Below are 26557 nucleotides of genomic sequence, written 5' to 3'. Positions count from 1 at the left end.
AGAATTAATGAATTCATTGGCCTCAACACCTACAAACAGCTCAAAAAGAACCACTATATGGTTGGTCAGTGTATTTTTTCTCTTATTTCAATTTTTCTTGCAATTATCTTCAGGAATTATTATTGGCGCTATAATGCAGGAAAAACAACTCACTGCATTCACTGCTGGACTATTAAGTAGCGCTTTTTATTATGTGTATACCACAATGCAAATTCCCGTAGGCCTGCTTTTTGATCGATACAATACGCGAACTTTATTGTCCTTAAACGCCTTATTATGTGCCGTAGGTTGTTTGTTATTTTCTACAGGATATAACTTATTTGTACTCTTTCTTGGACGGCTCATTATCGGTGGCGGCTCTGCTTTTGCTTTTGTAGGTATGACTCGTGTACTGCGCCAACATTACCCTCTAAGGCTATATGCATTTATGATTGGGCTTACAGAAACTCTAGGATTTACTGTTACGGTAGTCTGCATGATTGGAATGGGTTCACAGATATCTCGGATTAGCTGGCATTATTTTCTTGCAGGAAGTGGTATCATCGGCCTTTTAATTGCTTTTTTATGCTCAATTTTCATTCCAAGTAATAAACCCGTTATTACTAATTCTAAACAGTATAAAAACCATTTGCTCCTTATGTTAAAAAATAAATTAGTATGGATTAACGGATTATTTGTGGGTCTGGAGTTTTCTGTTATCACTGTTTTTGCTGCAATGTGGGCCGTACCTTTCCTGCAATTAAAATTAAACTGCTCTCTGGAAACTGCCAGTATACTTACATCCATGATTTTATTAGGAGCCGGTTTAAGTTGTCCTATTTACGGCTGGCTTTCCATTCATCTACCTAAACGCAAACCCCTAATTCACATTTCATGTTTATCTACTGCCATTTTATTTATTTTTGTTCTTTTCATCCCCACACACTCCATTTTCCTTATTGGAGTACTTTTGTTTGCAATTGGGCTTTGTTGCGGCGCGTATATGCTTGCATTTACTATTGCGAATGAACTATCCCCACCAGAGTCGCTCTCTGCTTGTACAGGGTTTACCAACACCTTAGCAATGGCTTCAGCCCCTCTTTTGCAACCTTTGGTAGGCTATTTGCTGGATTTCTCTAAAGGCGACACAAATCTTCATACCCTAGCCGATTATCAACTGACTCTATTAATTATTCCTGCTGCATTAATAATTGCCAGCGCACTGTCACAACTTCTTCCCGAAAAAGAGATTTAAGCGGCAAAATAATTTCATTTTTCTCCTTTTTATTTTTAGAAACCCGCTCTATTCAGTAATTCTTGCTTGATTAATAAAACCTTAATAATTTATCTATAAAATAACAAATATTGCCCAGTATGTTGATATTTTATATGGCGACTTCTAAAGAATTTATTAAATCCCTTGAGTCTGCTCCAAAAGAAATAAGTTACTTTGTCGTATTTGGCGACAGCCTTTCTGATGGTAAAAATATGGGTGAAAAGTTCTCTTCACTCGGTTCCGTAGTAAGTGAACTGTGGCGCAAAATATTAAAATTAGACCAGTCTCCTAAAGAACGTTTTACCAATGGTTATACTTGGGCCGATGTGCTGCGAGCAACGCTCATTAGTAAATTTATTAATGACGACAAAATAAAGAAAGATTCTGAACATCGGTTTGGAAAATATAACCTGGATAATGCAGATATCAGTGATGATATTCTTTCTCAATCACATTTCCAACGAAAGAAATACACTTTGGACGCAGTAACCGCTGAATCCAATGAAGTGAAAAGGAAAAAACAAGCAAAGGATAGAGAAATAGCCCATTTATTCAGGGCAAAGCGAGAAAATATCTCAGAAACCGAAAAAAAACCCCGATATGCACTTGATAATGCAGATTTGGCTGATGCTGCCCTCGCGAATCGATACAAAAAAGATGTACTAAAACAGCGGAAAGAAAAGCTGCTCACCAAGGCTTCATTACAAGAATCTTCAGATGATATATCAGATAAATTAATATCGGATTCTAGTTATAGGCAATATGTTCAAGACTATTATTCACTCGATAATGGCCGCACAGCTCAATTTAACGGCCGGAGTTTCTTTGCAAATTACAGTCAAGGTGGTGCCACTTCCCATGATTACAGCTGGGAATTTACCCTACTTTCAATATTTTCCCCGCTCACCGCGCTAAAACTTTTTTTTACCCGCCTCCTTATCTCCAGCTTATCAAAGGAGATAAAAGAATTTTTGGTAGATAATGAAAAACAGGAAGTTACTACTGAGCAAAAGAAAAAAACACTAGTCACCTTGTTTTCTGGAGCAAATGATTTAATTACGGCTAATTCGGACATGACAGACAGAGCCGCTGATCTTGCTGTTCAAAGTACTATAGAGAACATTAAAAAATTAATGGCAAATGGCTATACCAATTTTGTTTTATGTAACTTGCCCGATTTATCCCTCACCCCACGTTTCAAAGGTACGGATAAAGAAGCTGAAGCTCACAGAATTTCAGAATATTTTAATAAGAAACTAAATAAAAAATTTGAACAATTAAAACAAGAGAATCCTAAATGTTCAATGGATCTTTTTGATATTAATACTGTCTTTACTAAAGTTTATGAAGATGTTCGTGCGAATGGTAAAGATTCCGAATATTCTGAATACTTCGAACAAGATAAACTTAGAGAACCTTACCTGGAATATGCAAAATCACACAATATTACCATAAAACCTGGCGGTGTTTCCCCAGGCGAAGGACACATGTTTTGGGATGACGTACATCCAACTGCTACGATGCATGCTTTATTGATGTCTGAATACTACAAAAGTCCGGAAGGTTTGGGTAAATATAACCTCTCAGCACCTCCAGAACAAAGTGCCGAACTATTATGTAAACAATTTGCACAAAAGTACCATGAAAAATTAAACCCTGGTTGGTTTAGTTTCTTAAATTCAAATGCGAAACTTCCAATTGAGTATAAGAATCCAGGAAAAGCACTCATGACGATACTAAGCTATGCACTTGATGAAGAAAACGATGATGCAGATTATGTACGTGCAGCCATGAGTGATTTAGGTTGGTGGGTTAATGATAAGCCGAATATGTGTATCCCCGCACTATCGGATGCTATGTGGATTGTAGATCCTAAATATGCCCGCGAATTAGAAGAACAATCAGACCCTCATCTGGCAAAACGTGACTCATCTGGAATGATGCTGGGTGCATTAAATGCTCCCGAAGTAGATAAAAAACCGCTTCCAAAAAGAGTTCTCCCTGAACTGGCTCCTAACGTAAAAGAACGATTGAAAAAGCTGCCAGCTCAATGGGATAAAGACAAAGAACGGACTTTACAAAGACAAGAGCCTTCAATACCCAGAATGTAACCTGGTTGTTGCGCGACGGAATCCCGGGATTTGAAGTTCTTCATACCAAGAATACGCTAAAAGCACCCAGGTTACAGAGTAAATAGCTCACGCCGTAATCTTATCTTGATTCACACTGACTTCATTCGGTTGGTTTTTTAAAAATGATTGTTGTGTTACAAAACAAAAACCCTCTCGACCTTCTTTAGAGAACCCTGCAACTGTATGTTGTGCTGGATCGTTCATCTTTAGGGTATTAATTAGAGTGAGGTGCAATTTAGGTAGACCAATACTAAGCATGCACTGATCATCTTTTAAAGGCTTTAAAGCAACAAATTGGGACATTTTTACTTTATTACCTAATGGATCAAGCCAACCTGCAACAGCAGCACTGGTTGCATCCTTTTCTTTAAGGTTTGCCGAGTAAAATCCGTTATCATCGTTTAAGCGGCAAAAAGTTGTGCTGATATCATGGGTGTCTTTCTGCACATCGTTTAATACTAATTTACCAAACCAGGCTTTATTCCCGGTAACAAATTGCTCTTTTTCATCAATACGGACATGTCCGTTGAGCTGACTGGTCTGTAACACTTGAAGTTTAACCCCAGGACGCAATATCGATTCATTGGCATTATTTGCTTGCTTTAACATATCCACCTTGAAATTAAAGCCTTTCTTATCTGCTGCTTTAACACCAAAAACCCAGCTGTCATTGATGGGGTTGTGACGAATAAAGGAATAGCCAATATGCCAATCAAGCGATGTAGATTGTTCTATTTTCTCCTGGCCTTCATAAAAAAAGACCAATTGATTTGTTTGCCCATCAATTAATGCCGCTTTAGTATGGAAATCTGAGCCTTGGCGCTGCATTTCAAAGAAATAGCCATAATGATCGCCGCTCTCATTTTTTACCATACCTGAAAATGTCCAGCTTCCTACCGTAGGATCAAGAGCTTGTATCATTTGCGGCACTGGTTCTATTTCAAATGCAAACAGCCCTGTACTTATGGGGAACATGATTAATAATAAAAAACAGCGAATCCAAGCAAACATAATCAGCAATAACCTTTTAACTGTTGATGTAACCACAATGCGTCCCAAAATGCATCATCCAATACAGCCTCTACGGGTAAATAATGCATATTATCCGAACAGAATGCTCGGCACTTCACTGCATCTTTTTCCGTCATAATAATAAGTGATTTCGAATAATTCAAATCATCTGACTTAAACTGATAATGATCAGGATAAGAGCAGGTATCGAATTCTATCCCTAATTGCAACAAAGTGGAATAAAAACGTTGGGGATTACCAATCGCAGCAATCGCTTCCCATTTTTCATTTTGAGGTGGCTCAATTTCCTCATCTGTGCTTAATTTTCTAATTTTTCCAGGTTTTAATACCATTGAATAGGTATTAGAACTCTTTTGAAACGATCTTGAAGAGGATTTTTTCGCAGATAAGGTCTTTGAGTCTTTATGCCATTTGCCTTCATTAACTACAATAAAATCTACCTGTTCCAGACGTGCCGCAGACTCTCTCAGTGGACCCGCAGGCAAACAAAGACCATTGCCTAAGCCTCGCGTCCCATCAATGACGGCAATTTCAATAGCTCTTCCCATCCGATAGTGTTGTAACCCGTCATCGCTAATAATAATTTGACTTTGATGTTTTTCTAAAAGATACCGTACAGCCTCGGTGCGTTTGGGCGCAATTACTACTGGGCATTGGGTCTTTTGGGCTAAGAGTAACGGTTCGTCTCCAACTTTTAGAGCCGAATCATTAATATGTACTTCGTAGGGGAAATTTTTGGTCGCTGCCCCATATCCACGGCTAACGATACCAACTCGTAACCCTTTTTGCTGTATTCTCTTGGTCAATTCAATAACTAAAGGGGTTTTACCTACTCCTCCTACCGTTATATTACCTACAACTATCAGAGGAACCGGACAGTCTATTTGACTAAAACGTTGCAAAAAAAAACGTCGCGCTGAAACTACGGCGGAGTATCCCCAAGACAAGGGACGCAAGATCCAATGAAGTGGATGTTCGTCACCATACCATAACCTATTTAGGAAAATAGACATCAGGCTACCACGTTCTCACGAAACATATCTATGTGCTGCATTCCTTGAAGTTGTGCATAATAGCCTTGTAAATCAAGCAGCTCCTGATGAGTACCTTGTTCTATAATACGGCCGTGTTGCATTACTATGATTTTATCCGCATGCTTAATTGTCGATAAACGATGCGCAATAACCAGAGTAGTGCGATTTTTCATCACTTCATCCAATGCGATTTGGATATATCGCTCTGACTCACTATCCAAAGCAGATGTTGCTTCGTCCAGAATTAAAATCGGGGCATCTTTTAGAATGGCACGTGCAATTGCTATTCTCTGTCGTTGGCCACCAGAGAGTAATACACCATTTTCACCTATCCGCGTATCATAACCCTCGGGAAAACGGATAATAAATTCATCAGCAAAAGCCATTTTGGCAGCATGAATAATTTGTTGACGACTTACGTCCGAACGACCATATGCGATGTTATTGGCTAAAGTGTCATTAAATAAAGTAACATTCTGACTCACTAAAGCCATTTGTTCACGCAAACTGGGCAAACTTATCTGATTAATAGGAGTCTTATCCAACGTGATAACGCCTTGGGTTACTTCGTAAAAACGAGGTAATAAACTGGCGATCGTTGTTTTACCGCTTCCAGAATGACCAACCAATGCAACCGTTTGACCTGCTTCCACAGTGAAACTTACATCATGTAATATTTGTTCGCCTTTTCTATATGCATAAGATACATGCTTAAATTCAAGAGTGCCCTTGGATCTCCGGGATAAAACGATACCTTGTTCTTCTTCAATAGGCAGATCCAACATGGTGAATACGCTTTCAGCACCGGCCAAACCTTTTTGTATTACAGCGTTTAATGTAGTTAGGGTTTTCATAGGTTTAATGAGTTGTATCATTGCAGCAATAATTGCTAAAAATGAACCTGCAGAAATAATCACTACTGTAGATAATTGAATTGCTGCTGCAATGATTGCTGCGATGCCTACCGCGATAACAATTTGTACCCCAGACACATTCAGCGCCTTACTTGCAGCAACTTTCATATCATTTTGGCGTGAATGTTCTATAGCTTTACAAAATTTTCCAGACTCATAAGTAGCCCCTCCGAAGATACGCACTACTTTATAGCCCTCAATTGCTTCACTGGCAATTTCAGTAACCTCCCCCATGGTTTTTTGTACTTTATGACTTATTCGGCGTACACGTTTATTGGTGTAGTTCACTATAATGCCTACAAAGGGAATAGTTAACAAAAACATGAGGGATAATTGCCAGCAAATTACCATCATAACGGTGAGAAAACCTATAATTAAACAAATATTTTGTACAATATCCGTCAAAGCATCGGCGCTAACCTGCGCAACTTGTTCCACGTCATACAGAATTTTGGAAAGCATTTGTCCGGAAGTGGCCTCGTCATAAAAATCAGCAGGTAAGTGAAGAATATGATTAAAAACCTTTTCTCTTAATACTTTAACTACCGAGCGGGCAACCCAGGTCATACAATAGCTACCCAATGAACTGACAAGCCCTCTCAAAGTAATTCCTATTAAAACGATGTAAGGAATTTTCTTAATGAAATCCATGTCGACATTAATAAAGCTTTTATCGAAAAAAGGACGCATCATGTATGTAAAACCAGCGTCAATCAGGGAGTACAAAATGTTAGCGAAAATACCTAACGCCAGAATGGGCCAAAAGGGTTTCACATAAGCTAATAAACGTTTGTATAAAATGCTGGTTTTAACAGTAAGTTTCTTTTTCATGACTCAAGTAACTCAATCGAAACATGGGTTATTGTAACTGTTATTACATGGAAGTGCTAATATTCCTTAAAATACAAAAATGTACCCTCGTGGTTCCGCATATGGAATTCGATTATAAGTGAGTTATGTCCATCCAAATTTATTAGGTTAAACTAAGGGTTTCAAAAATTGATGGAGATCAACTGTTATTCTAAGGTCATTTTGATCCGTGTATAAGCACAATGAAAACCTATCTTTTGCACGTTACAATCAGAAACACTTCCCGGCTCTGTAGTAACTGTTGCCCAAGACACGCCTTGTTGTTTGGCATGATTCAATCGAGCCTTAAGTAATTTTTTTTGTAAACCTTTCTCTCGATAAGCGGGCAAAGTGCTGGTCACCCCTAAATCACAAAAATCCCCGTGAATAGCTATCGTAGCGCCTGCAACAATGACCTCCTGATCGTAAACTGCATAAGCACTGACCCCTTTTGATTGAACATAACGAGAAAATTGATCTTCTGCCTCAGGAGCATCAAAACCCAAGGCAACCTTTTTAGCCCATTCATTCAATTCATGAGGTTTTATTTCTTTAATAATTAAAGGCTCGGTAACCCAGTCAAAAGGCTGATATATTTTTAAATCTAATATTGAGACATTGTTTAATTCGCTGATGCAATAACCACGCTGGCTTAAAAAAACTGTAAGGTCGTTTCCCACAAAAGGACATAATTCAATATCTACACGAGTATGGTTCAATGCTTTATAAAAGAGCTCTATACGCTCTATTTCCGAACGAAAATTCGTGGGTTTGGTATTAAATCCCCACCCCACTACTTGTGATAAATAAGAGTCAGTCCCTGAAAAACAAGCAGCGCCTCCGTTAAGTTCCAATATCTTTCCTTCGGGATACTGCTTGGTTACTTCTATATGGGTTTGCTTGATGCAAGACTCCATTTGTCTTGCCAAATTTTTAGTAATGCATTTCATCTAAATATTTATCCTCAGTGCATCGTGATAAAGATCAGGATTACGTAGGTCAAATTATTACCATTTTAATTCTTTTGATAGCTCATATATCAAACCAGGTCCTTTGTAAATCAAACTCGTATACACCTGGATTAATGAAGCACCAGCATCCAATTTAGCCTGAGCACTATCACAATTATCGATACCTCCGACTCCGATCAAGCTAACATCATTTCCCACATATTGTTTGAGCAAACGCAAACACTGGGTAGATAACCCCCATAAAGGTTTACCACTTAACCCCCCAGTTTCCTTAGCATCTGATAAATGAGCTACCCCTACACGAGAACAGGTTGTATTCGTCGCAATAATTCCTTCAATGCCATACTGTAGAATTACTTCAGTCATCTGTTTTAATGTTTCTGAATCTTCGTCTGGGGAAACCTTAACCACTAAAGGTACATGACGTTGAAATTTATCGGACAATTTAGTTTGTTCAGCCTGAATTTGCGACAATAAATTGGCAAAATATTCTTTTTGCTGCAATTGACGTAAATCGGGGGTATTGGGTGAAGAGATATTGATGGTCACATAGGACGCATACTCATATACTTTACCCAAACAATGAATGTAATCATTTGCAGCATCTTCCAAAGGTGTATCTTTATTTTTGCCAATATTAATACCCAAGATTCCTTTATAACGTGCTCTTTTTACATGGTCCACCAGCGCATCCACACCTTGATTATTAAACCCCATACGGTTAATAATCGCCTGAGCCTCGGTCAAACGAAACAATCGTGGTTGAGGATTACCAATTTGGGGTCTTGGGGTGATCGTACCTATTTCAATAAAGGAAAAACCTAGTTTAGCTAATGCATCTAAATGTTCGCCGTTTTTATCCAACCCGGCCGCCAAACCAACAACATGGGGAAATTGTAATCCCATGGCTTCAATAGGTTTAGGCTTTATCTTTTTGAAACAAAACTTAGGTATATAATGCAAAGCAGACAAACTAAGAGTATGCGCCCTTTCGGGGTCCATACTAAAAAGTACAGGACGTAACATCGAATACATAAAAAACCTTTTGGCCCTAGGTGAAGCGAAGCGAAACCCAGGTTTGAGTTGATTCTTCCCTGGGTTTCGCTTCGCTTCACCCAGGGTGTATTTAATTAAATATCACATTTCTGTGCCCAAACACGCAACATAGCGCTTTCGGATTTATGCAAATGATAATCAACTTCTCTAATTTCTACACCATAGCCCTGTTTTTGGAGTTCCAATAATACAGGGCCTAAGAACTCAGAAGTTTTTCCCTCCATATCATTTAAGGGAAAGATTCTTACATCCTTAGCTACTCTGGCTAGTTCACGAATTACATTTAAATGAAATTCAACAGTTTGATCTTCTAAGTCTGCAAATAAGTAATTCGTACTTAATGCAAAATCAAAAGAAAAATCGGGATAAGGCAAATGATAATCTGCTGCACCATAATATCGTCCCTCTGCCTTACCTTGCTCATAATCAGCAAAAAATTTTTTCATTCCATTTCGTCGATGCTCAAGCAATTGTTCTAAACTTCCAAAGCGACTGAAGTCGAACTGTTCTTGGTGATTACCTACTTCATCGGCCATTTGTGCAAAAATCATAACTGCTTTGGAGGATAAGGTATCTTTATCCAAAACAAACAAGGGATCACAACTTACAGCTTGATGCGCTTCTTGGAATTGTTGAGCGTTTACTGCACTGGGACCACATCCATATTCCAGTATCTTTGAATTCATATCCTCTTGAGACAAATCAAACATCTCACGATACTCATCAACACTATGTCCCCAGAGTACTAATTTACGCATGTATGACTCTCCTAAATAGATAAAACTAAACGCATAAACTTGGTTGTAACTACCTCAAAAATCTCAGTAGTTTTTCCATTGGCTTAAGATTAGGCGATTTTTCAAATCAGGTAAAGGAGCATTTATAAAACACTTATTACTCTATAAATTGAATAGTAAAAATAAATAATTATTTAAACCTGCCTATTTAACTTAAACAAAGCCCGTCAATCCCCAAAAAGCTGATTTCATCAAGGCTTATTTCAATGGGTTCATCAAATCATTTCTTTAACTTGTTCCATTGCAAAAAAGATATGAGAAATTCTATTTGCATCTTCAACTTGATTGGGTATAGTCTAACACATTTATAAAAATCAACAGACTACCCACTCTGCATTAACAGATGAATTTTTTTTGCTCGTTAAAATCTAGTGCAGAGAGGTATTACAACAACAGGAAGTCACTATGTACACAGGCCCGAACTACCAACTCGGCGAAACTTACGACATGTTGCGCGACAGTGTCTACCAATTTGCTCGTGCTGAAATTGCTCCACTTGCTGCTCAAATTGACGAAAGTAACACTTTTCCAAATCATTTATGGCGAAAATTAGGAGATATGGGGTTACTAGGAATTACTGCCAGTGAAGAATATGGTGGTGCCAATATGGGATATCTTGCACATGTCATCGCTATGGAAGAAATTTCTCGAGCATCTGCTTCCATAGGCCTAAGCTACGGGGCTCATTCCAATTTATGCGTCAATCAAATTAATTTAAATGGTAATCATTCGCAAAAGCAAAAATATCTGCCTAAACTTATTAGTGGAGAATATGTTGGGGCACTGGCTATGAGTGAATCCAACTCAGGTTCCGATGTGGTCAGTATGCAATTACATGCTCGTCCAGCAGGCGATAAATATATTCTCAACGGCACAAAAATGTGGATCACCAATGGGCCTGATGCCGATGTTCTGGTTGTTTATGCCAAAACCGATAAACAGGCTGCGAGTAAAGGTATCACTGCGTTTCTGATTGAAAAAGGAATGCCCGGATTTAAAACAGCTCAAAAACTCGACAAGCTAGGAATGCGTGGTTCAAATACCTGTGAATTGGTATTTGAACAATGTGAAATCCCTGCGGAACAGGTTTTAGGTGAAGTGAATCAAGGTGTAAAAGTATTAATGAGTGGACTTGATTATGAGCGTACTATTTTGGCCGCAGGCCCAGTAGGGATTATGCAAGCTTGTATGGATGTTGTTTTACCTTATATACATGAACGTAAACAATTTGAACAACCTATAGGCGAATTTCAGTTCATTCAAGGGAAATTAGCCGATATGTACACCGACCTGGGTGCCTCAAGAGCATATTTATATGCCATTGCACGTGCTTGTGATCAAGGTAAGGTTAGTCGCAAAGATGCTGCAAGCGTGATTTTATACACTGCTGAAAAAGCAACCCAAATGGCATTACAAGCAATACAAATCCTTGGTGGTAATGGATATATCAATGAGTATCCTACAGGACGCCTACTGCGTGATGCAAAATTGTATGAAATAGGGGCTGGTACTTCTGAAATCAGAAGAATGCTTATTGGACGAGAACTTTTTAAAGAAACAGCATAAGGAAGAATCAAAATGGAACAGAATGACATAGTAATCGTTGCAGCAAAAAGAACACCTATGGGGGGCATGTTAGGCAATTTATCAGGTCTTTCAGCTCCAGAATTAGGAGCAATTGCACATGTGGCTGCCCTATCTCAAGCAGGAATTAGCCCAGCTGAAATAGATGAAGTAATTAGTGGTTGTGTTTTACAAGCTGGAATTGGTCAAGCTCCTGCGCGACAAGCTGCAATTAAAGCAGGTTTACCCAATTCTTCAGGAGCAACTACAATCAACAAAATGTGTGGCTCAGGAATGAAAGCCGTGATGCTCGCTCATGATTTAATCCGTGCAGGAACTACAAATATTGTTCTTGCAAGTGGGATGGAAAGTATGAGTAATGCACCTTATCTCTTGAGTAAAGCACGTTCAGGATACAGATTAGGACATGGTGAATTAAAAGATCATATGTTCTTGGATGGATTAGAAGATGCGTATGATAGAGGGAAATTAATGGGTGTTTTTGCCGAAGCAACAGCAAGTCACTTTAATTTTAGCAGAGAGCAACAAGACGAATTTGCTACTCGTTCCATGAGCAGAGCGTTACAAGCAATCGAAAACGGTGCCTTTAAAGAAGAGATTGTCCCAGTAACTATCAATACTCGTAAGGGTGACATCACTGTGTCTGTAGATGAAGGTCCTGATGCCACAAAAATGTCAAAGATACCTCAATTAAAACCCGCTTTTAAATCCGACGGAACCGTTACCGCAGCCAATTCAAGCTCCATCTCTGATGGTGCAGCAAGTCTAATTTTAATGAGTGCTGGACAAGCAGAAAAACGCGGGATCAAGCCCATTGCTCGCATTGTTGCCCATGCCAGCCACTCGCAAGCCCCTGAGTGGTTTACTACAGCACCTGTAGATGCGATTCGTAAGGTCATGAATAAAGCCTCTTGGAAACAAAATGATGTAGATCTTTATGAAATAAATGAAGCATTTGCAGTAGTAACAATGGCGGCTATGACACAACTTGAATTAAATCCAGAACAGGTTAATATTCATGGCGGAGCTTGTGCATTGGGTCACCCTATCGGGGCATCCGGCGCGCGTATTTTAGTAACATTAATTCACGCATTAAAACATCAAGGGAAAAAACGTGGCGTCGCTTCATTATGTATTGGTGGTGGTGAAGCAACCGCAATGGCAATTGAATTAATTTAAAATGAAAACATCCCCTATCTGTGAGATGGGGGATCTTTAATAAAAAGGATGTTCATGATACGACACAGTCTTATCTACCTATTAATGAGTATTTTAGTAGTCCTTTTTGCTAAATACGCTCACCTCATTATTGTCTACATTGATGTATTTTTTACCTATATTAATTTGAAATTAACCCCTATATTCAGCCAAACGGGTTGGGGACTGGTGATTCGCAAAATTCTCGTTCTTATCCTATTGCCTCTGATCATTACTGCCATTCCGGCGCTTGCTTATAGGCTTATAAAAGGTGGGGATATGCCTCACTTTATTGCGATTACCTGGATTATTTGGACAATCATCGTTTTAAGCGATATTTTGGTACGATGAGGATAGGCATGGCAAAATTAATCAGTCAAATCAATACAAGCAGTCAAGAGTTCAAGACCAATCAGGCGGCTATGCAGGCCTTAGTAGATGAATTACAAAATCGAATTCAGCACATTGCTTTAGGCGGCGACGAAAAAGCACGAGCTCGTCATTTAAAACATGGTAAATTATTACCAAGAGAACGGTTACAACAACTTCTTGATCCTGGCAGTCCTTTTCTTGAACTTTCCCAGCTTGCAGCATATCAAGTTTATGATGATGCGGTTCCCGCTGCTGGGATAATTACAGGAATTGGCTGGGTTTCAGGCATTGAATGTGTCATTGTGGTCAATGATGCCACTGTAAAAGGCGGCACTTATTATCCATTAACGGTAAAAAAACATCTAAGAGCGCAAGAAATCGCTTTAATAAATCATTTACCTTGCATTTACTTAGTAGATTCAGGAGGCGCTTATCTGCCTCATCAGGATGAAGTATTCCCTGACCGTGATCATTTTGGGAGGATATTTTTCAATCAGGCACAAATGTCGGCGCAAAATATTCCTCAAATTGCAGTAGTAATGGGTTCTTGTACTGCTGGGGGTGCGTATGTTCCAGCCATGGCAGATGAATCTATTATGGTGAAGAATCAAGCCACGATTTTTCTTGGCGGCCCTCCTCTTGTCAAAGCAGCGACAGGCGAAGTCATCAGTGCAGAAGAATTAGGTGGTGCAGAAGTCCATTGCCGGCACTCAGGTGTAGCAGATCATTATGCAGAAGATGATGCCCATGCGCTTCATCTGGCACGTGTCGCTATAAGTCATTTGAACCGCAAAAAACCGCAACAATTAAAGCGTATTGAGACCGTTGAACCACTTTATGACAGTAAGGATCTTAACGGCATCATCCCTGCTGACCCGAGAAAACCTTTTGATATTCGTGAAATTATTGCACGGATTGTAGATGGTTCAGAGTTTGATGAGTTTAAAGCCCTCTTTGGTACCACTTTAGTTTGTGGCTTCGCACATTTATATGGTTATCCTATAGGAATAATTGCCAACAACGGTATTTTGTTTAGTGAAAGTGCCCTGAAAGGAACCCACTTTATCGAACTCTGTTGCCAACGTAAAATTCCTTTACTCTTTCTGCAAAATATTACCGGCTTTATGGTTGGTTCTAAATATGAAGCCTCGGGTATTGCAAAACATGGTGCCAAAATGGTGACCGCAGTGGCCAATGCAAATGTTCCAAAATTTACGGTAATTGTTGGCGGTAGTTTTGGAGCGGGTAATTATGCCATGTGTGGGCGTGCCTATAATCCTAATTTTATGTGGTCTTGGCCTAACTCACGTATTTCAGTAATGGGTGGAGAACAAGCAGCTAATGTTTTAGCACAAGTAAATCGAGATAAACTAGCCAAGCAAGGGAGCGATTGGCCTCGGGCTGAGGAAGAGCGCTTTAAAGAACAATTGCGTTCTCAATATGAAATGCAAGGAAATCCATATTATGCCAGTGCTCGGTTGTGGGATGATGGAGTCATTGCGCCACAGGATACACGCAAAGTATTAGGTTTAGGTTTATCAGCAGCATTAAATAATCCTATCGAGCCAACCCGATTTGGCGTATTTCGCATGTAAGGAGCATACTGATGAGCGACTTGTTGTACGAAATTCATGATCGCTTGTGTTTACTCACCCTAAATCGAGTGAGCAAACATAACGCTTTTGATAATAAACTTTTAAGTGAAATGCAACACCAACTTGATGCAGCAATTGTCAATTCCAATGTCCGAGTTATTGTCCTTAAGGCAAATGGAAAACATTTTTCTGCAGGCGCTGATTTAGGTTGGATGCAAAACATGGCTCAGTATAATGAAGAAGAAAATTTACGAGACGCAATGGTACTTGGTAAGCTAATGTTCACATTAAATCAAAGTCCCAAACCGACCTTAGCCATGGTCCACGGATCAGCTTTTGGTGGTGGCGCAGGACTTGCTGCAGCATGTGACATTACTATTGCCTCTGAATCAGCACGTTTTTGTTTTTCGGAAGTGAAATTAGGTTTGATACCCGCAGTAATTAGTCCTTACGTAGTTCAAGCTATCGGTGAGCGCAGCGCTAAAGCGTTATTCATGAGCGCGGAAATTTTCGATGCAGTTAAAGCATTGTCGTTGCATTTAGTACAACATTGTGTTCCCGAAGACAAATTGTTGGAGTTCACGCTTAATTACGCAAAACAAATCAGCAGTAATGCTCCTGAAGCAGTCAAAGCATCCAAACTACTAACAAGTTATGTAGCACATAAAAAAATAAATGAAGAGCTTGTCTCTTACACTGCATCTTTGATTGCTAAAAAAAGAGTATCCAGTGAAGGACAACAAGGGCTTAATGCATTCTTAAAGAAAGAAACGCCTAATTGGCGCTAAAATCGTAGTATGTTAATGTAGGGCTTAGTGAAGGTTCAGTGAAACCCTGGATTGGTGACCTATTATTCCCGGGTTTCGCTTCGCTGCACCAAGCTACAAAGCATTCGGACTACGTTGGATAATGATGAGAGCATATAAAAGTTAAATTAATGAGGCACTATGTTTAATAAAATTCTTATTGCCAACCGCGGTGAAATTGCGTGCAGAATTATCAAAACTGCTCGTTCTATGGGCATTCAAACAGTGGCTATTTATTCCTCGGTTGATAAAGACAGTTTGCATGTACGCAGTGCTGACAGTGCTTATTTTGTGGGTGATGCACCTGCTAAAGACAGCTATCTCAATATCACTAATATAATTCAGGTTGCCAAGGAATCTGGTGCACAAGCCATTCACCCTGGTTATGGATTTTTATCTGAAAATCCTGAGTTTGCCAAAGCATGTAGGGAGGCGGGTATTATATTTATTGGCCCTTCTATTGAAGCTATGGAAGCAATGGCATCCAAACAATTAGCCAAACAATTACTGGAACGAACCAAAGTGCCCTTAACCCCTGGCTATCATGGCAGTGAACAGGCCGAAGACAAATTGCTGACTGAGGCAAAAAAAATAGGATTTCCTGTCTTAATTAAAGCAGCAAATGGTGGTGGCGGGAAAGGGATGCGGGCGGTTCACCAGGAATCGGAGTTTAGTGCTGCCTTAGCGGGAGCCAAACGTGAGTCCATGGCAAGTTTTGCTGATGACACCATGATTATAGAAAAACTAGTTCTTCATCCTCGACATGTTGAATTGCAAATCATGGCTGATAATCATGGCAATGTAGTTCATTTATTCGAACGCGATTGTTCCATTCAACGTCGACATCAAAAAATTATTGAAGAAGCCCCTGCACCCAATTTATCTTCAACATTACGCCAAAAACTTGCAGAGGCCGCTTGCGAAGTAGCACGCTCTATCAAATACAGTGGTGCAGGTACCGTTGAGTTTTTAGTAGATGGCTCAGAACAATTCTATTTTATGGAAATGAATACTCGATTGCAGGTAGAACATCCAGTAACGGAAATGATTACGGGACTTGATTTAGTGGCCTGGCAATTAAAAATTGCTGCTAATGAACCTTTACCTTTGTCACAGGATAAAATTCAAGCACAGGGTCATGCAATAGAATGCCGCATCTACGCTGAAGATCCGCATCACGATTTCATCCCTTCAATAGGGCAAATACATTTTTTGCAAGAATCTTCAGGGGATGGCATACGCATAGATACTGGAGTACAAATCTCCTCGCAAATTACTATGTACTATGATCCCATGATCGCTAAGCTTATTGTGTGGGGAACTGATCGGGATGAAGCATTATCTCGGTTAGAACAGGCTTTATCCCAATATTTTATTGGTGGGGTAAAAACGAATATTCCATTTTTACATGCTATTTGCCAACACCCTAAATTTAAACAGGCAGAACTCAGTACTGATTTTTTAAGTAAAGAAGAAATAAAACTCCCAATACCAAACAAAGAAACCGCCCTACTCATGGCTGTAGGCTTTGATTATTTGCACAATATAAGTTCTTTACAAGATCCCTTATTGGCAGAAACGTTTTCTTGGCAATCTCAATTAGCAAGTCATTGGATATGGCGCTATAAAGATAAGGATGAGCTGATTGAAGCTTTTATTACTCCAATTAATAAGAGTCAGTTTAAAGTGCAATTCAAAACGTACGAACATGTGATCCATGCACATTTAGTCGGGAATAAACTTTATATTGAAACAAAAAAACAATATTTTCACGCTACAATTGAAAATGAAAAAGAATCCCTAACCTTGTATACGAATCAAGGGCAAATTACTATCGAACGATTTAATTGGGAAACCCTAGGTACCCAAACCACTGCTCATAAAGGGCAACTCACTGCGCCCATGCCAGCTACGGTGGTCGCCATCTTAAAAAATATTGGTGAAAAGGTGAAAGCTGGTGATCGCTTGATTGTATTAGAAGCTATGAAAATGGAACATACCATTCATGCCCCCACCGACGGAATTTTACTGGATATATTTTATACTGTAGGAGCTCAAGTGAATGAAGGAGAGGAATTACTGGCATTAAGTGAGGCAGATTCTTAAACTAAGTTTGATCCTTTGATCAAGCTGGCTGAAGCCAAAATACTCCAGGTTCGCGTGCATTATAGTTCGTCCACCAGCACGTAAAACCGCCTCGGGAATATTAAAAGAGATAATTATGGACTATCCGCAAAATGTAACCATTATAGAAGTAGGCCCTCGAGATGGGTTGCAAAATGAATCTTCTTTTGTGTCGAGCAAACACAAAATTGAATTAATCAATTTATTAAGTAAATCCGGCCTGCAATATATCGAGGTGACCAGCTTTGTATCTGCGAAGGCAATTCCACAATTGGCGGACCATAATGAAGTATTCCGGGCTGTAGAAAAAGTACCATCCCTTCACTATTCGGCACTGGTTCCTAATGAACAGGGAATGCTCAAAGCACTAGAAGCAGGTGTTAAAGAAATTGCAGTATTTACCGCAGCAAGCGAACAGTTTAATCAACGAAACATTAATTGTTCTATCGAAGAGAGCATTATTCGTTTTAAACCTGTTCTCGCCTTAGCTAAAGAAAATAACATCCGAGTACGAGGCTATATTTCCTGTGTTCTGGGCTGTCCATATGAAGGAAGTGTAGCCCCACAAAAAGTCGTTGAGGTAACTAAACGTTTGTTAGACTTAGATGTCGATGAGATCTCATTAGGAGATACGATTGGCGTGGGAACGCCCCATCAAACCCATCTTTTGCTCGAACACGTCTTAAAAATAGTACCCTTGCACCAGCTAGCAATGCATTTTCATGACACGTATGGGCAAGCCATAGCTAATATTTATTCCTCATTACAACATGGAGTTCACCGTTTTGATAGTTCCGTTGCTGGACTGGGCGGTTGTCCCTATGCACGCGGAGCAAGCGGCAATGTAGCCACTGAAGACGTTCTATACTTAATGCATGGTTTAGGAATTAACACTGGGGTTGATATATTTAAAATTGTGACAGCTGGCGACATGATCTGTAAAATTTTAGGACGTAAAAATCAATCTAAAGTTGCAAATGCAATGTTAGCAAATCCTTGTACTTAAGACATTATCCTAGTTACAACTCACTCCGTTGAGACTATCTAATTGCATCGAGTTGACCGATATGAAGTGTAAAAATTAGCATAGAATCGTTTCAATAATTAAGAGAGAATGAAACATGAATGAAACCGTATGGAAGCCAAAACACCCTAAAGACAGTAGGATGTGGCATTTTATGGAATTCGCGGCCAAAAAAAACGCCCAAATTTTTGAAAATTACCAAGATATGCATACCTGGTCTACTAAACATCCAGACTCATTTTGGCCCACACTTTGCGATTTTTTTCATGTTAAGTTCGATACAGTCCCATACCAGATTTTGAATCACGGTAAAAATAATCAAATGCTCAACTCGCATTGGTTCGCGGGGGCTCAATTTAATTTTGCTGAAAAACTATTATCACGTAAAGACAAACATCCAGCCTTGATTAGTCTTAATGAAGATAACGACAAACAAGTAATTAGCTATGAGCTACTTTATGCACTGGTTGCGCAATGTGCAGCAGGTTTAAAAGCAGCAGGGGTTAAGGTTGGTGATAGAGTAGCTGCTTTAATGCCCAATACATCGCAAACCATTATTGCTATGCTTGCCACTACTTCATTAGGAGCAATTTGGTCGTCTTGCTCACCTGATTTTGGCGCACAAGCGGCAATTGATCGGTTGGGTCAAATTGAGCCTAAAATATTGTTTATCTGTGATGGACATCAATATCAAGGTAAAAAACACAGTGGGTTGGAAAAAATCAAACAACTAAACGATGCTATTCCTTCGCTCAAGCAAATCGTTATCTGTCCCAATATAAATGAATCTATAGATAGTTCTGGATTGCCCAAAGCACAATATTGGAATGATTTTCTTCGTCCAGCAAGTCACTGCGAATTTGTTTCTTTACCTTTCGAACATCCAGTTTATATTATGTTCTCATCAGGAACGACTGGCAAACCTAAGTGCATTATCCATGGAGCAGGCGGCACCCTATTGCAACACATTAAAGAATTAGGGTTACATACAGATTTGCACCCTAACGACAACTTATGCTTTTATACTACTTGCGGATGGATGATGTGGAACTGGACCGTTTCTGCACTTGCCTTAGGAACAACGCTAACCTTATATGAAGGCTCGCCGACCTATCCCGAAAGTAATCGTTTATTTAAGCTCCTTGCTGAAGAACAAGTAACTGTGTTTGGTACCAGCGCCAAATTCATCTCTTCCATAGAAAAAGCAGGAGTAAAACCGAAAGATGAATTTGATTTAACTCATTTGCGATGCATTCTTTCCACAGGATCACCACTGCTCCCCAAAAATTATGATTACGTTTATGAACAAATTAAAAATGATGTCCAGCTTTGTTCCATTTCAGGTGGCACGGATATCATTTCTTGCTTTGCCTTAGGTAATCCCATACTCCCTATTTACCGAGGTGAATTACAATGTTTTGGACTTGGGATGGCTGTTGAAGTTTATAATGAACAAGGCCAGCCGGTTCACGAAGAGCGAGGGGAATTAGTTTGTACCGCACCCTTTCCATCCATGCCTGTAGGTTTTTGGAATGATCCTGACAGAACCGCTTACCAACATGCTTACTTTGAACGCTTTCCTGGAGTATGGGCCCATGGTGATTTTGCAGAAATTACCGCCCACAATGGATTGATTATTTATGGACGATCCGATGCTGTTTTAAATCCTGGCGGAGTACGTATTGGTACTGCAGAGATTTATCGCCAAGTAGAAAAAATAGATGAAGTAATTGATAGCATTGTGATTGGCCAAGATTGGCAAGATGATGTACGAGTTGTTTTATTTGTTAAATTACGAGACAAAATGGAACTCACAGAAGAATTGATGAATAAAATTCGTTTAACGATTCGTCAAAATGCTTCACCAAGGCACGTGCCAGCAAAAATAGTGCAAGTAGCGGATATCCCACGCACGATCAGCGGCAAGATTGTTGAAATAGCAGTTAGACAAGTGGTTCATGGTTTACCAGTGAATAATTTACAATCTCTGGCAAATCCAGGAGCCTTAGATTATTTTAAGAATCGCGAAGAGCTGCAAGAATAAAGATAAAATGGAGCTTTGTTACGTAGCGAAACCCAGGATCCCATCGCAACCCTCACCGGATTTCGCTACGCACCCCAGTAAATTTTTAAACACCGTTCTATCAAGATTCCGATTTCCTTCAAAGCGCATAAAATAAGGAACTTTACGTTGTTTATGCTCACAATTTATGTATAATATTGCATGGCGTCGATTTGAATTTCAGCTTGCGGACGCTCAAAAAAGAATTCTTTTTTGAAAATACGGCTAAAGCGGATATGTTTGCATTCCTCTGAGCTCCCGCCCGCAGCATAATCTCAGGTTATAATAAATGATTGAATTAAGCGGATTATTCAAATCCTTTTCGGGTAAACCTGTCCTACGTGGCATTAACCTGTTTATCCAAGAAGGTGAAATTTTCGGAATTATTGGTAAAAGTGGAGCAGGAAAATCAACTCTATTAAGATGTATTAATCTTCTTGAACGCCCCGATGAAGGACATGTCATCCTAGATGGTCAAGATTTGACAAGTCTTTCAAGAAAGAATTTAGCTTTAGCTCGCCACAAAATGGCAATGATTTTTCAACAATTCAATTTACTCAACTCCAAAAATGTGTACGACAATATTGCGCTTCCTATGCGCATCCAGGGTATAGATGAAGAGACCATTCGTAATAAAATTGAAGAATTACTACCTATTGTCGAGTTAACCGATAAAAAATTCTCCTATCCAGCACAGCTAAGTGGCGGTCAAAAGCAAAGAGTTGCTATTGCCCGTGCCTTAAGTTGCTCCCCTAAAATTCTACTTTGCGATGAAGCGACCTCTGCATTGGATCCTGAGACAACCGACTCTATTTTAGCATTACTGAAAAAAATTAATGCACTTTATGGCATCACTATAGTGCTCATTACACATGAAATGGATGTAGTGAAACGTATCTGTAACCGATTAGCAGTGATGGTCGATGGCGAATTGGCTGAAACTACTGCCCTTGCCAATGTATTTAATAACAAAGATAGCTTAGCACGAAGTATGCTCTACGCTCAGCTAAGTCCGCAAATACCTGAGTGCCTCACCAAAAGACTTGCTGACTATGTGACCGAAAAACCGTTACTACGTCTATTTTTCCAGGGGGAAGAAGCAACGGTACCTTTTATTAGTAGGACAAGTCGTGAGTTAAATCTTGATATTAACATCTTACTCGCCAATATTGATCGTTATGATACAGTAACCTGCGGCGTTTTAGTTGTTGAATTAACTGCACATCAATTTTTACTGCAAGCATTCATTGAACGCTGCGAACAAGCCAAATTAACTGTGGAGGTTTTAGGTTATGTCCTTCCCAATGGCATATGATTTATTCATTGCAACAACTGAAACATTATACATGGTATCAATCAGTACCTTATTTGCTGTAGTTCTTGGCTTGCCTTTAGGGACTTGGCTCTACTCATCACGCCACATCAAGCCCAGACCGAAGTTACATAAAGCATTATCGGGCCTAATTAATATGGCACGGTCTATACCTTTTATTATTTTATTGGTAGCGATCATTCCATTCACTCGGCTCATCGTAGGAACCTCAATCGGAATGAATGCGGCAATAGTACCTCTTACCCTAGGTGCAACACCTTTTTTTGCTCGACTGGTAGATAATGTTTATCGGAGTTTACCATCAGGTCTTATCGAAACGGGTTATGCAATGGGGGCAAGCACCAGGCAGATTATTTTGCATATTTTATTGCCAGAGGCCAAACCTGCTTTAATTCATGCCATTACTGTGACCGCGATTACTTTAGTTAATTATTCCGCTATGGCAGGAACCGTTGGTGCTGGTGGTTTGGGTACTTTAGCCATTAATTACGGGTATCAACGTTTTGATGCTGGAGTCATGATTTCCACAGTAATTATTTTAATTGTCATGGTCCAACTAACGCAAATGGTTGGGGATTATCTGGCAAAACGTTTTTTACATAATTGATTTGAATCACTTTTTGGAGTTTTAAATGCGGATTTTAGCTTATTGCGTTTTATTATTAAGTCTTGTTGGATGCAACAAACCTTCACCAAATACCCTGGTGATAGGAACCATTGCCGGACCAGAAACTGAACTGGTTGAGACGGCACAAAAAGTCGCAAAAAATAAATATGGCTTAAACATAAAAATTGTAACTTTCAATGATTACAATTTACCCAACGAAGCATTACAAGACGGTAGCCTGGATGCTAATGTCTATCAACATTTACCTTATCTTAATGCCGCAGTTAAAGCTCATGGATATACGCTTGAGGCAATAGGTAGAACCTTTGTTTATCCTATGGGAATTTATTCAAAAAAATACAAGACATTAATCCAATTGCCAGAAAAAGCGCTCATTGCCCTGCCTAATGATCCCAGCAATGAAATGCGAGCCTTACAATTATTGGAAAAAGCTCAACTCATTACATTGAAAACAACTCAAAATGCTGGTTTAAAAGATATTGCAACAAATCCACATAATTTACAGTTCAAAGAGATGGATGCAGCACAATTACCCAGAGTCTTACCTGATGTAGATGCAGCAGTTATTAATACTACTTTTGCCTTACCTGCAGGCTTGAATCCCTCGCATGATGCTTTATTTAGTGAAGACAAGAATTCACCCTACGCCAACATCATTGTTATTCGTAAGGACTCACCCAAAAAAGCACAATTGGAGCTTTTTGTTAAAGCTTTAAACTCAGAAGAAGTTAAAGAAAAAGCTAAAACATTATTTGGAGACTCGGCTATTTCAGCTTGGTAGTATTTTATAGTGCTGTGCGGTGAAGAAAAACTCGAGATGACGAGGGTTTTGTTTCGCTGCATCAGGCTATCATTTAGAATTTTTTATCATGATTCTAAATCAAAACCTAGACCAAATCTTAATTCTATCTTAATGAAAAAGTGTTATACTTTATAAGAACTACAAGCTCTTGAGGTACACTATGCCTTCACATAGACAAGCATTTTTTAACTTGCTCAACTCTCAACATAGGAAAGGTCAGTTCTCACCTGAAAAACTAGAGGAAATTTTTCAAAAGTATCGAGATGACATCAATTTGACTCAGGATCTTACTTTTGGTTCACAAGCCTTTGAACAACATGCCAGTAAACGAGTCAAAGATCATAAAGGTTTCAAAACAAAAATTGGTCCAGAAGAAGACGATACCCTTGAGAAAGCCCTCAAAGGAAACGCTCCTGAGAAGAATAAAGTTAGAGAAGACCTTAATAAGGTATTTACACCGGAATCTTTTTTTGTCCCCGCCCAGGAGAAGTATCAAGAATCCGTAGAATCCTTTAAAAAACGAGTTAATCAAGTTCCTGGATACTCCGTTGAAGTGCTTCGAGGAGAGCTTGAACGAATTGCGAAGGATGCAAAAGATGCAATAAAAGCCCAACAGAAAATGGAACTCCAAAGACTCAAAGATACTTTTGATGATACAAAAAATGCTGGATTTATGGGTCAACTCCAAACTGCTTTAGGTAAAGACGCTGATGAAGCAGAGAAAATAAAAAAAGATTTAATTGCTGAATTAGAAACAAAACATAACGAACAACTCAGCGCATTTGATACGGTTACTCGTGAAAATCTAACGATACTCGACAAAGCATCTGCTCTTGAACGCAAACAAATCCTTTTCTCTGGACAACTTGAAGGTTGGGCTGATCAACTTAGCGAAAAACAAAAAAATGAGATGCAGCTTGAAATGGAGAGAGCAAGGGAAGAGAATCGTAAAAAACGAAATTTAACTAGCCCTCCAGAGTTTACATCTGTTGAAATGAATTTTGATAAAAAAACCATTTCGACCATAAATCCTGAAGACTTAGATTTCATCATCTCCTTAACCGGGACTAAGATACAACATATTAAGGGGGAAGATAATAAGCCAGGTACTTGGAGTGTCCAATTGTCAGCCCGAATACTTTCTCCTTTTTATTATTTAAGCCGCCAAGAGAATCCTAAGGTTGATATGTTAACTATGGCCCAAGCGGCACGAGCTTCAGGAATTGATTCAGTTACCGCCACTATTAACTTTGATGATCCAAAAACTCAAAAACAAAGAGCCAGACAATTCTATGAAGCGTTACTTGAAAGTGGTTTTGATCCTGGACCCCTACCTGGAGAAGAATCAAAAGGTGATAAAGCACTAAAAGGAATTATACTCAAAGATGGAGCTGGAAAAGAAATTGATCCAAAAACACTCTACACACCCAATGAATTACAAATACTTCATGAGCATGCAAAGACACGACGTGAAAAAATGGCAAAATTACTCGATAAGCCCCCTACAACACCCGTGCCCGAGGAAACTGTTAAAAAATTTCGCGCTGAATTAGACAAGGGTAGAAATCAAATAAGAGCTGCTAAAGGTAAAGAGGCCTTTAAACAAGACGAAGAAACAGTACACGCAGAGAAAGTACAAAGTGTTCTTAATGCTCCTTAAAACAACCTGATCTTTCTGATGTTCCACAACGGAAAGATCAGGTATCTATCTTTGTAGTGATTACAAAGATGCTCAAAAAATTCCACTGTCCCTTCAATACAATTTCTGTTATTTTATTAAGTTCACTACGGGTTATGCTAAGGAGATAGCTATGAATACTCGTGAATTTGATGAAGATGCAAACGATACAGAGGAGTTTAGTGTCGATACGATTCTGACCCCTGAAACAAGCCCTTCAACAAAATTGGAACGACGAAGACGGATAGAGGATTTGTTTGAAGAAAAGCGCCTCCGAGATGAACTCGCAGAATTTGGTTAATTAAATATAAAAAGCAGCTTCTGTAACATGGGTGAAGCGCAGCGAACCCGGGATTGTGGCATACTTTTTTCCCGGGGTTCGCTTCCATTCATCCAGGCACCCTACTTATTTACCTTAGATTAGAAAAATAAATATCAAACCGAACTGTTTTCCCTTCTATCGAGGCATCTGCGGGTAATAAAGGTTTTGCTTTTTGGGGCCATTTTACAACGACCTTTTGTTTGCTACGCGTTATTGCCAATTGAATTAACTCCAACGCATCCTTATCTACACCGATTATTTGTTGTAACGCTTGCATTTCTTTTTTTACCAATGCGGATTTACTCCGTTCAGGATGCATGGGATCAATATAAATAATGTCAGGGTAATGGTTTGGTGCTAAGGAACTTAAATAAGTATGAGCATTTTCAGAATGAAGCATTAGATGTAATTGTTGTTGATCCAACTTCGTTTGGCGCGCTAAGGCATCCGATAATAACGCTGCCATAACAGGATGGCGTTCGAGCATTATCACTTCCGCACCGAAACTGGCTAGAATAGCCGCATCACGTCCCCAACCCGCTGTTGCATCCAAAACCGTAAGTCCAGGAGATGGCTTACAAGCACGAACTAATCCTTGCTTTTTTCCCTCAGATTTTCTTTTATTCCAAAATTCAGCACTAAATTCAGCAAAAATTGGGGAAAATCCCGGCATTTTTAATGAAAGCTTATCTTCGGTAACAAAAAGGCAAGGATCAGCGTTTTTGTCTAAGTTAAAATTTAGTTCTTCTGCGAGTGCCTTTGCTTTGTTATATAGGTTTTCCTGCTCATAACCTACTACTGAAATATTGATCATATTTGCTAACCGTAAGATTGATTTCCAGTGGAGCTGGGTGTTTGCCTTTCTGCCCTTATTTAAGAATTTTTATATTCCTGCGAAGGAGTAATTCTATTCTTAAAATGGCAATGTAACTTGATAGAAATTGATTCCCGCTTTCGCGGGAATGACAAATTTTGCTTATAATAGTAGCG

The 26557-nt window shown here is 39.3% G+C and carries 22 protein-coding genes; 15 read left to right on the top strand and 7 right to left on the bottom strand.

The features are described from left to right. The first annotated feature begins 7 nt into the window (after positions 1 to 7). A complete protein-coding gene (locus HBNCFIEN_RS06435) occupies positions 8 to 1234 on the top strand; it encodes an MFS transporter (protein ID WP_182393239.1) in 1227 nt (408 codons plus the stop codon). A 134-nt stretch (positions 1235 to 1368) separates the two neighbouring features. Then, a complete protein-coding gene (locus tag HBNCFIEN_RS06430) occupies positions 1369 to 3366 on the top strand; it encodes an SGNH/GDSL hydrolase family protein (protein ID WP_182393238.1) in 1998 nt (665 codons plus the stop codon). 87 nt (positions 3367 to 3453) lie between these two features. Here HBNCFIEN_RS06430 and HBNCFIEN_RS06425 read toward each other — a convergent pair whose 3' ends face one another. From HBNCFIEN_RS06425 to HBNCFIEN_RS06400, 6 genes are all read right to left on the bottom strand, one after another. Next, positions 3454 to 4398 (bottom strand): hypothetical protein, encoded by a 945-nt coding sequence (locus HBNCFIEN_RS06425; RefSeq protein WP_182393237.1) that lies wholly within the window; start codon positions 4396 to 4398, stop codon positions 3454 to 3456. Between the two features lie 2 nt (positions 4399 to 4400). Beyond that, positions 4401 to 5432: a tetraacyldisaccharide 4'-kinase gene (gene lpxK, locus HBNCFIEN_RS06420; protein ID WP_182393236.1), complete on the bottom strand. Its 1032-nt coding sequence runs from the start codon at positions 5430 to 5432 to the stop codon at positions 4401 to 4403. Beyond that, on the bottom strand, positions 5432 to 7198 hold the full coding sequence (gene msbA / locus HBNCFIEN_RS06415; RefSeq protein WP_182393235.1) for a lipid A export permease/ATP-binding protein MsbA: 1767 nt from the start codon (positions 7196 to 7198) through the stop codon (positions 5432 to 5434). Before msbA ends, lpxK begins: the two co-directional genes overlap by 1 nt. Positions 7199 to 7383: 185 nt before the next feature. Then, on the bottom strand, positions 7384 to 8166 hold the full coding sequence (locus tag HBNCFIEN_RS06410; protein WP_182393234.1) for a GNAT family N-acetyltransferase: 783 nt from the start codon (positions 8164 to 8166) through the stop codon (positions 7384 to 7386). A gap of 57 nt (positions 8167 to 8223) precedes the next feature. Continuing rightward, positions 8224 to 9222 carry a quinone-dependent dihydroorotate dehydrogenase gene (locus HBNCFIEN_RS06405; protein WP_182393233.1) on the bottom strand — a complete coding sequence of 333 codons (999 nt, stop codon included), beginning with the start codon at positions 9220 to 9222 and terminating at the stop codon, positions 8224 to 8226. Between the two features lie 95 nt (positions 9223 to 9317). Continuing rightward, on the bottom strand, positions 9318 to 10001 hold the full coding sequence (locus HBNCFIEN_RS06400) for a hypothetical protein (RefSeq protein WP_182393232.1): 684 nt from the start codon (positions 9999 to 10001) through the stop codon (positions 9318 to 9320). Between the two features lie 444 nt (positions 10002 to 10445). Between HBNCFIEN_RS06400 and HBNCFIEN_RS06395 the strand changes: the two genes are divergently transcribed. The 13 genes from HBNCFIEN_RS06395 (at position 10446) to HBNCFIEN_RS06335 (ending at position 25546) form a co-directional block, all read left to right on the top strand. Further along, the gene (locus tag HBNCFIEN_RS06395) at positions 10446 to 11606 is read left to right on the top strand and encodes an isovaleryl-CoA dehydrogenase (protein WP_182393231.1); all 1161 of its coding nucleotides are present in this window, start codon (positions 10446 to 10448) and stop codon (positions 11604 to 11606) included. Positions 11607 to 11618: 12 nt separating this feature from the next. Then, positions 11619 to 12803 (top strand): acetyl-CoA C-acyltransferase, encoded by a 1185-nt coding sequence (locus tag HBNCFIEN_RS06390; protein WP_182393230.1) that lies wholly within the window; start codon positions 11619 to 11621, stop codon positions 12801 to 12803. A 54-nt stretch (positions 12804 to 12857) separates the two neighbouring features. Continuing rightward, positions 12858 to 13172, top strand: coding sequence for a hypothetical protein (locus tag HBNCFIEN_RS06385; RefSeq protein ID WP_182393229.1), 315 nt, complete (start codon positions 12858 to 12860; stop codon positions 13170 to 13172). Positions 13173 to 13180: 8 nt separating this feature from the next. Then, positions 13181 to 14788, top strand: a complete 1608-nt coding sequence (locus HBNCFIEN_RS06380) for a carboxyl transferase domain-containing protein (protein WP_182393228.1) — start codon at positions 13181 to 13183, stop codon at positions 14786 to 14788. Positions 14789 to 14799: 11 nt separating this feature from the next. Continuing rightward, a complete protein-coding gene (locus HBNCFIEN_RS06375; RefSeq protein ID WP_182393227.1) occupies positions 14800 to 15576 on the top strand; it encodes an enoyl-CoA hydratase-related protein in 777 nt (258 codons plus the stop codon). Positions 15577 to 15735: 159 nt separating this feature from the next. Next, positions 15736 to 17700 carry an acetyl-CoA carboxylase biotin carboxylase subunit gene (locus HBNCFIEN_RS06370; RefSeq protein ID WP_182393226.1) on the top strand — a complete coding sequence of 655 codons (1965 nt, stop codon included), beginning with the start codon at positions 15736 to 15738 and terminating at the stop codon, positions 17698 to 17700. Between the two features lie 115 nt (positions 17701 to 17815). After that, a complete protein-coding gene (locus tag HBNCFIEN_RS06365) occupies positions 17816 to 18724 on the top strand; it encodes a hydroxymethylglutaryl-CoA lyase (protein ID WP_182393225.1) in 909 nt (302 codons plus the stop codon). 115 nt (positions 18725 to 18839) lie between these two features. Beyond that, the gene (locus HBNCFIEN_RS06360; RefSeq protein WP_182393224.1) at positions 18840 to 20786 is read left to right on the top strand and encodes an acetoacetate--CoA ligase; all 1947 of its coding nucleotides are present in this window, start codon (positions 18840 to 18842) and stop codon (positions 20784 to 20786) included. 307 nt (positions 20787 to 21093) lie between these two features. Continuing rightward, on the top strand, positions 21094 to 22119 hold the full coding sequence (locus HBNCFIEN_RS06355) for a methionine ABC transporter ATP-binding protein (protein ID WP_182393223.1): 1026 nt from the start codon (positions 21094 to 21096) through the stop codon (positions 22117 to 22119). Next, on the top strand, positions 22097 to 22744 hold the full coding sequence (locus HBNCFIEN_RS06350) for a methionine ABC transporter permease (RefSeq protein ID WP_182393222.1): 648 nt from the start codon (positions 22097 to 22099) through the stop codon (positions 22742 to 22744). Before HBNCFIEN_RS06355 ends, HBNCFIEN_RS06350 begins: the two co-directional genes overlap by 23 nt. 25 nt (positions 22745 to 22769) lie before the next feature. Beyond that, positions 22770 to 23546, top strand: coding sequence for a MetQ/NlpA family ABC transporter substrate-binding protein (locus tag HBNCFIEN_RS06345; protein WP_182393221.1), 777 nt, complete (start codon positions 22770 to 22772; stop codon positions 23544 to 23546). Positions 23547 to 23727: 181 nt separating this feature from the next. Further along, positions 23728 to 25227 carry a hypothetical protein gene (locus tag HBNCFIEN_RS06340; protein WP_182393220.1) on the top strand — a complete coding sequence of 500 codons (1500 nt, stop codon included), beginning with the start codon at positions 23728 to 23730 and terminating at the stop codon, positions 25225 to 25227. A gap of 151 nt (positions 25228 to 25378) precedes the next feature. Further along, positions 25379 to 25546: a PA3496 family putative envelope integrity protein gene (locus HBNCFIEN_RS06335; RefSeq protein ID WP_182393219.1), complete on the top strand. Its 168-nt coding sequence runs from the start codon at positions 25379 to 25381 to the stop codon at positions 25544 to 25546. Between the two features lie 109 nt (positions 25547 to 25655). Here HBNCFIEN_RS06335 and HBNCFIEN_RS06330 read toward each other — a convergent pair whose 3' ends face one another. After that, entirely contained in the window at positions 25656 to 26381 is a 726-nt protein-coding gene (locus HBNCFIEN_RS06330) for a class I SAM-dependent methyltransferase (protein WP_182393218.1), read from the bottom strand. Between the last annotated feature and the right edge of the window lie 176 nt (positions 26382 to 26557).

The sequence above is a fragment of the Legionella sp. PC997 genome, assembly GCF_014109825.1.
Taxonomy (GTDB): domain Bacteria; phylum Pseudomonadota; class Gammaproteobacteria; order Legionellales; family Legionellaceae; genus Legionella.
The sequence above is the reverse complement of the archived record's forward strand: the minus strand, read 5'-3'. Positions and strand labels throughout refer to the sequence as shown.

Bases quoted from the DNA above. Each gene is read 5' to 3' on its own strand.
- HBNCFIEN_RS06435 (WP_182393239.1), top strand. From the start codon at position 8: ATGAATTCATTGGCCTCAACACCTACAAACAGCTCAAAAAGAACCACT.
- HBNCFIEN_RS06430 (WP_182393238.1), top strand. From the start codon at position 1,369: ATGGCGACTTCTAAAGAATTTATTAAATCCCTTGAGTCTGCTCCAAAA.
- HBNCFIEN_RS06425 (WP_182393237.1), bottom strand. From the start codon at position 4,398: ATGTTTGCTTGGATTCGCTGTTTTTTATTATTAATCATGTTCCCCATA.
- lpxK (WP_182393236.1), bottom strand. From the start codon at position 5,432: ATGTCTATTTTCCTAAATAGGTTATGGTATGGTGACGAACATCCACTT.
- msbA (WP_182393235.1), bottom strand. From the start codon at position 7,198: ATGAAAAAGAAACTTACTGTTAAAACCAGCATTTTATACAAACGTTTA.
- HBNCFIEN_RS06410 (WP_182393234.1), bottom strand. From the start codon at position 8,166: ATGAAATGCATTACTAAAAATTTGGCAAGACAAATGGAGTCTTGCATC.
- HBNCFIEN_RS06405 (WP_182393233.1), bottom strand. From the start codon at position 9,222: ATGTATTCGATGTTACGTCCTGTACTTTTTAGTATGGACCCCGAAAGG.
- HBNCFIEN_RS06400 (WP_182393232.1), bottom strand. From the start codon at position 10,001: ATGCGTAAATTAGTACTCTGGGGACATAGTGTTGATGAGTATCGTGAG.
- HBNCFIEN_RS06395 (WP_182393231.1), top strand. From the start codon at position 10,446: ATGTACACAGGCCCGAACTACCAACTCGGCGAAACTTACGACATGTTG.
- HBNCFIEN_RS06390 (WP_182393230.1), top strand. From the start codon at position 11,619: ATGGAACAGAATGACATAGTAATCGTTGCAGCAAAAAGAACACCTATG.
- HBNCFIEN_RS06385 (WP_182393229.1), top strand. From the start codon at position 12,858: ATGATACGACACAGTCTTATCTACCTATTAATGAGTATTTTAGTAGTC.
- HBNCFIEN_RS06380 (WP_182393228.1), top strand. From the start codon at position 13,181: ATGGCAAAATTAATCAGTCAAATCAATACAAGCAGTCAAGAGTTCAAG.
- HBNCFIEN_RS06375 (WP_182393227.1), top strand. From the start codon at position 14,800: ATGAGCGACTTGTTGTACGAAATTCATGATCGCTTGTGTTTACTCACC.
- HBNCFIEN_RS06370 (WP_182393226.1), top strand. From the start codon at position 15,736: ATGTTTAATAAAATTCTTATTGCCAACCGCGGTGAAATTGCGTGCAGA.
- HBNCFIEN_RS06365 (WP_182393225.1), top strand. From the start codon at position 17,816: ATGGACTATCCGCAAAATGTAACCATTATAGAAGTAGGCCCTCGAGAT.
- HBNCFIEN_RS06360 (WP_182393224.1), top strand. From the start codon at position 18,840: ATGAATGAAACCGTATGGAAGCCAAAACACCCTAAAGACAGTAGGATG.
- HBNCFIEN_RS06355 (WP_182393223.1), top strand. From the start codon at position 21,094: ATGATTGAATTAAGCGGATTATTCAAATCCTTTTCGGGTAAACCTGTC.
- HBNCFIEN_RS06350 (WP_182393222.1), top strand. From the start codon at position 22,097: ATGTCCTTCCCAATGGCATATGATTTATTCATTGCAACAACTGAAACA.
- HBNCFIEN_RS06345 (WP_182393221.1), top strand. From the start codon at position 22,770: ATGCGGATTTTAGCTTATTGCGTTTTATTATTAAGTCTTGTTGGATGC.
- HBNCFIEN_RS06340 (WP_182393220.1), top strand. From the start codon at position 23,728: ATGCCTTCACATAGACAAGCATTTTTTAACTTGCTCAACTCTCAACAT.
- HBNCFIEN_RS06335 (WP_182393219.1), top strand. From the start codon at position 25,379: ATGAATACTCGTGAATTTGATGAAGATGCAAACGATACAGAGGAGTTT.
- HBNCFIEN_RS06330 (WP_182393218.1), bottom strand. From the start codon at position 26,381: ATGATCAATATTTCAGTAGTAGGTTATGAGCAGGAAAACCTATATAAC.